The sequence below is a fragment of the Nakamurella leprariae genome (genome assembly GCF_016918035.1).
GTDB classification, from domain to species: domain Bacteria; phylum Actinomycetota; class Actinomycetes; order Mycobacteriales; family Nakamurellaceae; genus Nakamurella; species Nakamurella leprariae.
Window position 1 is genome coordinate 211,732 of the sequence record NZ_JAERWK010000001.1, and the last position, 11,472, is coordinate 223,203.

At 71.2% G+C, this 11,472-nt stretch carries 9 protein-coding genes; 8 read left to right on the forward strand and 1 reads right to left on the reverse strand.

Annotated features, from left to right (window positions below; translation table 11 throughout):
- The first annotated feature begins 1 nt into the window (after nucleotide 1).
- The 7 genes from JL106_RS01030 to JL106_RS01060 all read left to right on the forward strand — a co-directional run bounded on the left by JL106_RS01030 (nucleotide 2) and on the right by JL106_RS01060 (nucleotide 8,629).
- The gene (locus tag JL106_RS01030; protein ID WP_205258802.1) at nucleotides 2-1,027 is read left to right on the forward strand and encodes an ABC transporter permease; all 1,026 of its coding nucleotides are present in this window, start codon (nucleotides 2-4) and stop codon (nucleotides 1,025-1,027) included.
- A complete protein-coding gene (locus JL106_RS20515) occupies nucleotides 1,024-1,911 on the forward strand; it encodes an ABC transporter permease (protein ID WP_205258803.1) in 888 nt (295 codons plus the stop codon). The genes JL106_RS01030 and JL106_RS20515 overlap by 4 nt, the downstream gene beginning before the upstream one ends.
- Nucleotides 1,908-2,723, forward strand: a complete 816-nt coding sequence (locus tag JL106_RS01040; protein ID WP_205258804.1) for an ABC transporter ATP-binding protein — start codon at nucleotides 1,908-1,910, stop codon at nucleotides 2,721-2,723. Before JL106_RS20515 ends, JL106_RS01040 begins: the two co-directional genes overlap by 4 nt.
- Entirely contained in the window at nucleotides 2,720-3,793 is a 1,074-nt protein-coding gene (locus JL106_RS01045; RefSeq protein WP_205258805.1) for an ABC transporter ATP-binding protein, read from the forward strand. Before JL106_RS01040 ends, JL106_RS01045 begins: the two co-directional genes overlap by 4 nt.
- A complete protein-coding gene (locus tag JL106_RS01050) occupies nucleotides 3,790-5,451 on the forward strand; it encodes an ABC transporter substrate-binding protein (RefSeq protein ID WP_205258806.1) in 1,662 nt (553 codons plus the stop codon). The genes JL106_RS01045 and JL106_RS01050 overlap by 4 nt, the downstream gene beginning before the upstream one ends.
- 84 nt (nucleotides 5,452-5,535) lie before the next feature.
- Complete coding sequence (locus JL106_RS01055; protein WP_205258807.1) at nucleotides 5,536-6,612, forward strand: LLM class flavin-dependent oxidoreductase; 1,077 nt, start codon at nucleotides 5,536-5,538, stop codon at nucleotides 6,610-6,612.
- 199 nt (nucleotides 6,613-6,811) lie between these two features.
- Nucleotides 6,812-8,629 carry a proline--tRNA ligase gene (locus JL106_RS01060; RefSeq protein ID WP_205258808.1) on the forward strand — a complete coding sequence of 606 codons (1,818 nt, stop codon included), beginning with the start codon at nucleotides 6,812-6,814 and terminating at the stop codon, nucleotides 8,627-8,629.
- Here the strand turns inward: JL106_RS01060 and JL106_RS01065 are convergent.
- Entirely contained in the window at nucleotides 8,619-9,635 is a 1,017-nt protein-coding gene (locus JL106_RS01065) for an aldose epimerase family protein (protein WP_205258809.1), read from the reverse strand. The two genes, JL106_RS01060 and JL106_RS01065, sit on opposite strands and share 11 nt — an antisense overlap.
- Before the next feature lie 579 nt (nucleotides 9,636-10,214).
- Between JL106_RS01065 and JL106_RS01070 the strand changes: the two genes are divergently transcribed.
- The gene (locus tag JL106_RS01070; RefSeq protein WP_205258810.1) at nucleotides 10,215-11,360 is read left to right on the forward strand and encodes a sugar ABC transporter substrate-binding protein; all 1,146 of its coding nucleotides are present in this window, start codon (nucleotides 10,215-10,217) and stop codon (nucleotides 11,358-11,360) included.
- Nucleotides 11,361-11,472 lie beyond the last annotated feature (112 nt).

Here is an 11,472-nt window from a genome sequence, read left to right on the forward strand (position 1 = left end):
GATGTCCGCACTGTTCGGCCGGAGCCGCAGTGTGCTGAGCCGGCTGGTGGGCGCCCTGGTCGTCGTGCTGGGCGTCGTGACGCTGACCTTCTTCCTGGCCCGCGTCGTCTCACCGGACCCGACCAATCTCTACGTCTCGCCGCAGGCCGACCAGGCCACCCGTGACCAGGTCCGGGCGATGATGGGCCTGGACAAGCCGGTGCTCGAGCAGTACGTCACCTACCTCGGCCAGCTGGTCCGCGGTGACCTGGGGACGTCGTTCTCCACCGGCCAGCCGGTGCGGGACGACCTGCTCAGCCGGTTGCCCGCCACGCTGGAGCTGGCCACCTACAGCCTGATCATCGGCACGCTGGTCGGTGTCGTGGTGGGGATCGTCGGCGCGGTCCGCCGCGGCGGGATCCTCGACCACACCGGTCGCTTCGTCACGGTGGCCGGTCTCGCGCTGCCGCAGTTCTTCGTCGGCCTGATGCTGCTGTGGATCTTCTTCGTGGTGTTGGGCATCGCGCCCGGACCGGTCGGCCGGCTGCCCGTCGGCCTGGTGGACCCACCGCAGACCACCGGCTTCGTGGTCATCGACGCGCTGCTGTCGGGCCAGTGGGCCGTCGCCGGCGCCGCCCTGCAGCAGCTGGCGCTTCCGCTGATCACCCTGGCGTTCGCCATCTTCGCGCCGATCGCCCGGACGGTCCGCACGGCGATGCTGGAGGCGCTGGACGCCGACTACGTGCGCACCGCGACCGCGATGGGCCTCCCGCAGCGGACCATCCACTACCGGTACGCGCTGAAGAACGTGCTGCTGCCGGTGCTGACCATGCTGGCCGGTGTCATCGGTTTCGCCTTCTCCGGTGCAGTGCTCGTCGAAGGGGTCTTCGCCTGGCCGGGCATCGGCCAGTACGCGCTGGATGCCATCCAGCAGTCCGACTTCGCCGCCATCCAGGGCTTCGTGCTGTACGCCGCTGTGCTCTACGTCGTCGTCTACCTGCTGCTGGACCTCCTGTACGCCCGAGTGGATCCGAGGGTGCGACTGTGAACCTCACCCTGACTCCGAACAAGAGCGCGGCGAGCCCGGACACCGCGGCGAACGCTCCGCGTCGGCGCCGGCTGACCCGGCTGCCGCGGCGCGGGTCGATGGCGGTGGGCCTGGTCATCGTCACCGTGCTGCTGGTGGTGGCCGTCGGCTCGATGTTCTGGACGCCCTACGACCCCGACGCGAGCGGCGTGGGACTGCCGTACCAGCCCCCCAGCGCCGAGCACTGGTTCGGGACCGACCGGGTCGGTGCGGACGTCTTCAGCCGCACCATGGCTGCCGCCGCCACCGACGTCGGCATCACGCTCGCCGCCGTGCTCATCGCCCTGGTCGTCGGCACCGTCGTCGGCGCGGTGTCCGGCTTCGTGGGCGGCGCGGTGGACACCGTGGTGATGCGGTTCATGGAGATCCTGCAGGCGTTCCCGGCGCTGCTGCTGGCCATGCTCATGGTCGCCGCCGTGGGCCCGGGCACGCTCAACGTCATCGTCGTGGTCTCGATCGTCGGCATCCCGAACTACGTCCGGCTGGTCCGCGCCGAGATCCTGTCCAAGAAGCACTGGCAGTTCGCCGAGGCCGCCCGGATGGTGGGCAACTCCCGGTCCCGGGTGCTGTTCCGCCATCTGCTGCCCAACAGCATGACCCCGGTCATCGGGTTCTCGTCGGTGAACGCCAGCTGGGTCGCGGTGATCGTGGCCAGCCTCGGGTTCATCGGCCTGGGCATCGAACCGGGCAGTGCCGAGTGGGGCTCGATGATCTCCCGCGGCCAGGACTCGATCCTGTCCGGTGAGTGGTGGATCTCGACCTTCCCCGGGATCGCCATCCTGGTGCTCTCGGCCGCCTTCTACCTGATCGGAGACGGGTTGACCGAGTCGGGGGAGCAGCGATGAGCGTCGCACTGGCCGAGGGCAATCTGCTGGACGTCGTCGACTACCGGGGCGGGTTCCGCGGTCCGGACGGGGAGGTGACCGAGGTCCTGGCCGGAGTGTCGTTCGGCCTGCGACGCTCGACCCTCACCGCGGTCGTCGGGGAGACCGGGAGCGGGAAGTCACTCACCGCACTGTCCGTGCTGGGTGTCCAGCCCCGCGGCTTCGTCCGCACCGGCGGCCGGATGCTGTTCGATGGCGAGGACCTCTTCGCCGGCGGCCCGCGCAGTTTCGAGCGGGTGCGCGGCAACCGGATCAGCCTGGTCTTCCAGGACGCACGGGCGGCGCTGAACCCGGTGTTCACCGTCGGCCACCAGCTGATCGACGTGTGCCGGGCGCACCGCCGGCTGGGCCGCAAGGAGGCCGAGCAGGTCGTGCTCGACATGCTCGAGCGCGTCCGCATCCCGGACCCGCTCCGGCGGATGCGCCAGTACCCGCACGAGTTCTCGGGCGGCATGGCCCAGCGGGTCATGCTGGCCATGGCTCTGGTGAGCGAGCCGGAACTGCTCGTGCTGGACGAGCCGACCACCGGCCTCGACGTCACCATCCAGGCCGACATCATGGACCTGCTGGTCGAGCTCATCAGCTCCTCCGGACTCACCGCCTGCCTCATCACCCACGATCTCGGCGTGGTCGCCCAGACCTGCCAGGACGTCGTGGTGATGCGGTCGGGCACCGTCCGCGAGATCGCCACCTGCGAAGAGCTCTTCACCGCGCCGCGGGACGAGTACACCCGGGACCTGCTGGCCGCCAGCCGACTCGTGGAGGCCCGATGACCAGCGCCGTGAACACCGCCGCACCGAGCACCGCGGTCGTCTCCCACCCCGTGCTGAACGTGGTGGGACTGCGCAAGCAGTTCAAGGTGCGCGACGGCGGCCGGACGGCCGAGCTCACCGCGGTCGACGACGTCGACCTGGCCATCGCGCCGGGGGAGACCGTCGCCCTGGTCGGCGAGAGCGGCTCGGGCAAGTCGACCCTGGCCCGCTGCGTGACCCGGCTCGTCGACCCGACGTCCGGATCGGTGGAACTGGACGGACTCTCGCTCGGCCAGCTCTCCGGGCGGCAGTTGTCCCGGGCCTACCGGGACATCCAGATGGTGTTCCAGGACCCGCGCTCGTCACTGAACCCGCGGATGACGGTCGGCGCCATGCTGGAGGAGCCGCTGCGGCTGCTCGGCTCGCTGTCGGCGCCGCAGCGGGGGACCCGGGTGGCCGAACTGCTCACCGAGGTGGGGTTGCCCGCGGACTTCGCCGACCGGCGCCCGCACCAGCTCTCCGGCGGCCAGCGGCAGCGCATCGGGATCGCCCGGGCCCTGGCGGTCGACCCCAAGGTCGTCGTGCTGGACGAACCGACGGCGTCACTGGACGTCTCGGTGCGCGGCCAGGTGCTGGAACTGCTCGCCCGCATCCAGGCCGAGCGCAACGTCGCCTACCTGTTCATCACCCACGACCTGCAGGTGGTGCGGTCCATCGCCGACCGCGTGCTGGTCATGTACCTCGGCGGCATCGTCGAGGAGGGCCCCACCGAGCGGGTGTTCAGCGACCCGGTGCACCCCTACACCAAGGCCCTGATCTCGGCCGCCCCGGTGGCCGAGTGGGGCGTCACCACCGAACGGTTCGAACTCGCCGGCGAGATCCCCAGTCCGTTGCGGGTCCCGCCCGGTTGCCGGCTGGCCGGGCGCTGCCCGGTGTCCGAGCCGGACTGCTCCGAGCACCGCCCCGCCCTGCTGCCCGTCCCCGGGTCCCGCTTCGTCGCCTGCCCGCCGGAGGTCTCCCGGCGCGGCCTGCTCGAGCCGGACTCGCTCGATCACCCAGCCACCCCGGCACACCCAAGGAGCACCTCATGACGCGATTGCGCACCCGCCTGGTCGCCCTGGCGAGCGCCCTGGCCATCGGCACCGCCGTGACCGCCTGCGGCGGCGGCACGTCCGGATCCGGTGGCGGGACGTCCGCCTCCGGCGCCACGGCGACCGGCATCGTCACGGCCTGGCCGTCCGACGTCGCCACCCTGGATCCCGGCAACGTCTCGACCGACCAGGACAAGGAGCTGACGATGAACATCTACCAGCGGCTCCTGGAGTACGACTTCGACACCACCGACAGCGGTTCGCTGGTCTGGAAGGGCCTGGACGCCGCGCCCTCGCTGGCCGAGTCGTACGAGCTGCAGGGCAGCGACATGATCTTCCATCTACGGGACGACGTGACCTTCCATCCGAGCGGCAACCCGCTGACTGCCGAGGACGTGCGCTACAGCTACGAGCGGGCCATGGCCGGGGCGGGCGCCATCGACCTGTCCAACGGCGGCATCCAGGACCCCGAGCAGATCACCGTGGTGGACGACCACACCGTCAAGATGAGCGTCACCGACGTCGCCGGCAATCCGGTGCCGGCCTCGGAGACGACCCTGGCCACGGTCCGCATGCCGAACTACGGCATCGTCGACTCGGTCACGGTCAAGGAGCACGCCACCGACGCCGACCCGTACGCCACCGAGTGGCTCAAGACCAACGCCGCCGGCACCGGGCCGTACTTCATCGACAGCCGGTCGCCGGGCCAGCAGATGGTGCTCAAGGCGGTGCCGGACTCCTGGTCCGAGGCGCCGGCCTACGACACCGTCACGGTGCGGATCGTCGGCAACGGCAACATCGCGTCGCTGGTGCGCGGCGGGCAGGTCAACGCGGCGCTGTTCGGACTGACGCAGAAGGACCTCAACGACCTCGACGAGGCGGGCCTGACCGTCGACCACCAGGCGACCCCCGACTTCATCCACCTGCAGATGGCGGAGGACTCCGGGCCGTTCACCGACGAGCGGGTGCGCCAGGCCGTCGCGTACGCCATCCCGTACGACCAGATCGTGTCCTCGATCTTCTTCGACCGGGCCCAGCGGTCGCTGTCCTACGTGAACCTCAAGGCTCCCGGGTACGACGAGGCCTGGGGCACGTACCGCACCGACCTGGACCAGGCCAAGGCGCTCATGGCCGAGGCGGGGAACCCGGCGATCAGCGTCCCCCTGCTCTACAGCAACGCCGAGCCGGCCTACGAGGACATGGCGCTGCTCATCCAGACCTCACTGGCGCAGATCGGGATCACGGTCACCCTGCAGCCGCAGACCCCGGCGGCGATGTTCGACACCATCCTGACCCGGGCCACCACACCGGAGGGCGAGCCGGTCAGCGAGGGCGCCATGGCGATGTTCAACCTGAGCATCTACCTGGACGACCCGAAGTCGCCGGTGAGCTTCTACTCCCGCACCGGTGGAGCGCTGAACTACCCGCGCTTCAGCGACGCCGAGCTCGACGCCGTGGCCGACGCCCAGCAGTTCGCCGAGCCGTCCGCCGAGCGCGAGCAGGCGTACGTGGGCCTGCAGGCCACCGCCGCTGAGGACGCGTCCTTCCTGCCGCTGGTCATCACCGGCCGCACCGTGGTGGTCGCCGACGGCATCACCGGCATCTCGTACTCGCCCGAGATCGGCATCCGCTACTGGACGCTCGAGCCGTCCAGCTGACCCTGAGTCCATCCCACCGCGGCCGTGCCGGAGCGTCGAGGAACTGCTCGGCGCCCGGCGCGGCACGGCCTCTCTGGAGAACCCATGAAGCTCGGCGTCTTCATCCCGACCGGCAACAACGGCTGGATCCCGTCGACCACCTCCCCGCAGTACCAGCCCACCTACGAGCTCAACCGCAGCGTCGTCGAGCGCGCCGAGGCGATGGGCTTCGACTTCGCACTGTGCATGGTCAAGTTCCGCGGCTTCGGCGGCCAGATCAAGTTCTGGGACACCACCCTCGAGACGTTCACGCTGATGTCGGCGCTGGCGCCGGTGACCGAGCGGATCAAGCTGTACTGCTCGGTCGCGGTCCTCACCCTGCACCCGGCGGTGGTGGCCCGGATGGCCGCCACCATCGACGACATCGCACCCGGCCGGTTCGGCATCAACATCGTGTCCGGCTGGAACCGCAGCGAGTACTCCCAGATGGGGCTGTGGCCCGGGGACGACTACTTCCAGCGGCGGTACGACTACGCCGGCGAGTACGTCTCGATCATGCGCGAGCTGTGGGAGACCGGGCAGAGCGACCACCGCGGTGACTTCTTCACGCTGGAGGACTGCCGGCTCGGGCCGACACCCGCGCATCACATCGACATCGTGGCGGCCGGCTCCTCGCCCCGCGGCCGGCGCTTCGCCGCCGAGTACGCCGATTTCAACTTCACCGACGCCGCCGGACCCGACGGCCTGCGTACCGCGAACGAGGAACTGGCGGCCGCCGCCGCGGTCACCGGCCGGTCGGTGTCCTCGATCGTGCTGCGCCAACTGGTGCTGGACGACACCGACGCGGGCGCCCGGGCCAAGGTCGAGCACTACAACGCGGGCACCGACCGGGTCGCCGCCGGCAACATGGCCGGCAACTACCAGGTGGACAGCACCGGCACCTCCTCCCAGGCGGCCGCCGAGCAGCTGCTGGCAGCCAACGCGGCCTCACTCACCAACGGCCTCATCGCCGGCTCCCCGGCCACCGTCGCCGCGACGCTCAACGAGCTGGCGGCGGTCGAGGGCACCGGCGGCATCCTGGTCAGCTTCGACGACTACCGCGAGGGCCTGGACCGGTTCCGCGACGTGGTGCCGCTGCTCGACTTCGAACTGGCCGGGGCGCCGCAGCCCGCCACGGCCTGACGGTCCCGCGGCACCAGTCCCGGATGGCCCGAGGGTGCCGGGACCCCGGACGCCCGCCGCCGGCTGGACCGGCTCCGGCCGCCGGCGGCGGCACGTCCCGGGGCGAGCGGGCCGACTAGGCTGACCCGCGGCGATCAGCCCCGGTCGCCGTGCACTGACTGTCCAGCCCCGCCCTGCCGTCTGCCCTGGAGTGCCATCCGTGATCACCCGGCTGTCCACGATGTTCCTGCGGACCCTGCGGGAGGACCCGGCCGACGCCGAGGTGGCCAGCCACAAGCTGCTGGTGCGCGCCGGGTACGTCCGGCGCGCCGCCCCGGGCATCTACAGCTGGATGCCGCTGGGCTGGACGGTGTTGCGCAACGTCGAGGCCATCGTCCGTGAGGAGATGGACGCCATCGGCGCCCAGGAGGTGCACTTCCCGGCCCTGCTGCCACGGGAGCCCTACCAGGCGACCGGCCGCTGGACCGAGTACGGCGAGAACCTGTTCCGGCTCAAGGACCGCAAGAACGGTGACTACCTCCTGGGGCCGACCCACGAGGAGATGTTCACCCTGCTGGTCAAGGACATCGTCTCGTCCTACAAGGGCCTGCCGCTCTCGCTGTACCAGATCCAGACCAAGTACCGCGACGAGGCCCGACCGCGGGCCGGCCTGCTGCGCGGCCGCGAGTTCGTCATGAAGGACTCCTACTCCTTCGACGTCGACGACGTGGGACTGCAGGCGGCCTACCAGCGGCACCGGGACGCCTACATCCGCATCTTCGACCGCCTGGGTCTGCGGTACGTCATCGTGGCCGCCACCTCCGGCGCGATGGGCGGCAGCGCGTCCGAGGAGTTCCTGGCCGACTGCGAGATCGGCGAGGACACCTACGTCCGCTCGCCGGGAGGCTACGCGGCCAACGTCGAGGCGGTCACCGTGCCGGTGCCCGATCCGATCGCCGACGACGTGATCGCCGCCATCCCGGCCGCGCACGTCGAGGACACGCCGGACACCCCGACCATCGACACCCTGGTCGCGCACGCCAATCAACGGGCCGACGACCGGTACGCGGAGGCAGCACTGGGCCGGCCGTTCACCGCGGCCGACACCCTGAAGAACGTGCTGGTGCTGCTGCGCCACCCGGACGGCTCCACCGAGCCGCTGGCCGTCGGGGTGCCGGGTGACCGCGAGGTCGACCTCAAGCGGCTCGAGGCACAGGTGACCCCGGCCGAGGTGGAGGCCTTCGACGAGGCCCAGTTCGCCAAGCACCCCACGCTGGTCAAGGGCTACATCGGGCCTGGCGTGCTCGGCACCGAGAACGCCAGCGGCATCCGGTACCTCGTCGACCCCCGGGTCATTCCCGGCACCCGGTGGCTCACCGGCGCCGACCAGCCCGGCCGGCACGTCTTCGACCTGGTGGCCGGGCGGGACTTCACCCCGGACGGCGTCATCGACGCGGCTGAGATCCGCGAGGGTGACCCGGCTCCCGACGGCTCCGGCCCGCTCAGCCTGGCCCGCGGCATCGAGATGGGGCACATCTTCCAGCTCGGCCGCAAGTACGCCGAGGCCCTCGATCTCAAGGTGCTGGACCAGAACGGCAAGCTGGTCACCGTGACCATGGGCTCCTACGGGGTCGGTGTCTCCCGGGCCGTCGCCGCGATCGCCGAGAACTCCCACGACGAGCGAGGTCTCATCTGGCCGCGCGCTGTCGCCCCCGCCGACGTGCATCTGGTGATCGCTGGCAAGGGTGAGCAGATCTCCGGTGCGGCCGAGGATCTGGCCGAGGCGTTGGACGGGTTCGGGGTCCGGGTGCTGCTCGACGACCGCAACGCCTCGCCCGGGGTCAAGTTCGCCGACGCCGAGCTCATCGGCATCCCCACCATCGTGGTGGTCGGCCGCGGTGTGGCCGACGGGGTGGTGGAGCTGCGGGACCGGGCCACCGGGGAACGGCGGGAACTGCCGCTCGCCGAAGTGGCCGGGGAACTGGTCACCCTGGTGCGGACCGGACACCCGCGGGTCACTGAGCCGGTCACCGGCTGACCGAGAACCGGTACGACGTGCGGTGCCGGTAGATCTCACCGGGCCGCAACACCGACGCCCCCAGCTCCGGGTGGTTGGGGGCGTCCGGAAACCGTTGCGGCTCCAAGCAGACCCCGTCGCCCTGCCGCAGCAGGCCCAGGCGTGAGCGCTGCGTGCCGTCCAGGTGGTTGCCGCTGTACAGCTGCAGTCCCGGCTGGTCGGTGACGATCTCCAGGGTCCGGCCGCTGGCCGGGGCGTGCACTCGGGCGGCGACAGCGCCGGCCGGGCGGTCCGGGTCCAGCCGGAAGCAGTGGTCGTACCCGCCGGCCGCACGCAGCTGGTCGTCGTCCTGCCGCCACCGGGCGCCCAGGGCGACGGGGGTGCGGAAGTCGAACGGAGTGCCGGCCACCGGGATCGGCGCGCCGGTCGGGATGCCGGTCGCGTCCACCGGCAGGACGGCGTCGGCGGCCAGTTCGACCCGGTGATCGGCGACGGAGCCGGGCCGCCCGTCCAGGTTGAAGTACGGGTGGCTGGTCAGGTTCACCACGGTCGGCGCGTCGGTGGTCGCGGTGAACGCCACGTCGAGGGTGTCCCCGCGGACCCGGTACCGCACCCGCACCGACAGCCGACCGGGGAAGCCCATCTCGCCGTCCGGACTCACCAGAGCGAGGTCGACCGACTGGTCGGTCCTACCGTCGAGCACGGGACGCACCACCCACTCACGCTCGGAGAACCCGCCCGGCCCGCCGTGCAGCGTCGCTCCGCCGTCGTCCGCCGGCAGCCGGTGCCGGATCCCGTCCAACACGAAGCCGCCGCCGCCGATCCGTCCGGCCCACCGGCCGACGACGGCCCCGAAGAACCCGGGCTGACCGGCCCAAGCGGGATCCTCGGCGCCGACGGCCACATCCGCGACGAGCCCGTCGGCGTCCGGGCACCGGATCCGGCAGATCCGGGCGCCTCGGCTCGAGACGGTCACCGTGAGCATGCCGGTGCCGAGCTCGAACCGGACACCGCGGTGGTCGGTCATGTCGCCCGTCCGTTCGGTCGGAGGAGTGGAGTCGGCGGGGGCCGGACGGAGGCCAGAGATCCGACCCGCGATCGTTCAGGCACTGAACGGATTCATCGAGAGACCATATTGACACGTCCTGGGGCGGTCAATACTTTGTGCAGTCACTGACCTACTGTGGTCCGGATCATCGACTTGGTCCGGCTCCGAGGTCGGGCGAGGACCGTGGGTGCTCGCGCAGCATGGCCTCGACGACGAGCCGGCACCTCGCCCGTCGTCGGGTGCACCTCTCGGTGACGGACGGGCGGAGGCGGTCGGCGTGCGGCAACCTGCGTCCCTGCTCATCGCCTGCCCGGTCGCCGGCGCCGCGCCACCGACCTGATCGGTGTCGATCGGCGTCGATCGTGTCGGCCACCACGGGACCGGTCGTCCCGTCCAGCGTTGCCTGCCTGCGACGGTGCCCCCCGCGGTGCCGTCCCTCCGTCGCTTCCCGTCATCCGCGGGAAGTCCTCCGGTCGGTCTCCGAGACCCTCGGTACCGACCGGCCTCTCCGAGGCCTCGCCACGAGTGGGGCTCGTCCACCCTGGAAGGGGAAGTCGTATGCGTCTCAAGACCACCGCTGTCGTTGGTCTGCTCGCCGTGGCCTCGCTCTGGCTGGCGGCCTGCGGCGGTGACTCTGGAGGCGGCGCGGCGGGAACGACCTCGTCGGCCGCCTCGTCGCCGGGATCGTCCTCGGCCGGTGGCTCGACCGCGGCCGGCGCCGGTGGCGGGGGAGCCGTCGAAGGCAAGATCGGGGTCATCCTGCCGGACACCAAGTCCTCCCCCCGCTGGGAGGCGGCCGACCGCCCTGCACTCGAGAAGGCTTTCCAGGAAGCCGGTGTCGAGTACGACATCCAGAACGCCGGCGGCGACAAGGGCCAGATGCAGACCATCGCGGACCAGATGATCACCAGCGGCGTCACGGTGCTGGCCATCGTCAACCTGGACAACGAGTCCGGTGCCGCGATCGAGCGCAAGGCCGCGCAGCAGGGCGTCAAGACCATCGACTACGACCGCCTCACCCTGGGCGGCGTGGCGGACTACTACGTCTCGTACGACAACACCAAGGTCGGCGAGCTGCAGGGCCAGGGCCTGGCCGACTGTCTGGGCGACGAGCCGGCCAACATCGTGTTCCTGAACGGATCGCCGACGGACTCGAACGCCACCCTGTTCGCCGAGGGCGCCCACAACGTCCTCGATCCGCTGACGCAGTACACCCAGGTCGCGGAACAGTCCGTGCCGGAATGGGATCCGGACGAGGCGAGCACGATCTTCGAACAGATGTTCACCCAGCAGGCCGGCGCCATCGACGGCGTCCTGGCTGCCAACGACACGCTGGGCCAGGCCGCCATCGCCATCCTGAAGAAGAACGGCCTGACCATCCCGGTCACCGGCCAGGACGCGTCGGTACAGGGCCTGCAGAACATCATGGACGGCACCCAGTGCATGACGGTGTTCAAGTCGGCGCTCAAGGAGTCGGCGGCGCTGTCCGAACTGGCCATCGCGCTGGCCTCGGGTGAGGAGGGCCAGACCACCGGTGTGGCCCAGGATCCCGAGGGTGACCGTGAGGTCCCGGCCATCCTGCTCGAGCCCGAGGCCGTCACCATCGACAACGTCAAGGACGTCGTCGACGGCGGCGGGGTCACCGCGGCCGAGCTCTGCACGGGGGCCTACGCGGCCAAGTGCGCGGACGCCGGCATCAGCTGACCGCGGGTGTGGTCCCGGGGGGGGCGGGGGGGGCGCCCCCCCCCCCCCCGCGGCCCCCCCCCCCCCCCCCGCCCCCCCCGGGGGCGCGGCCCCGCCCAGGCCACCGCCGCCC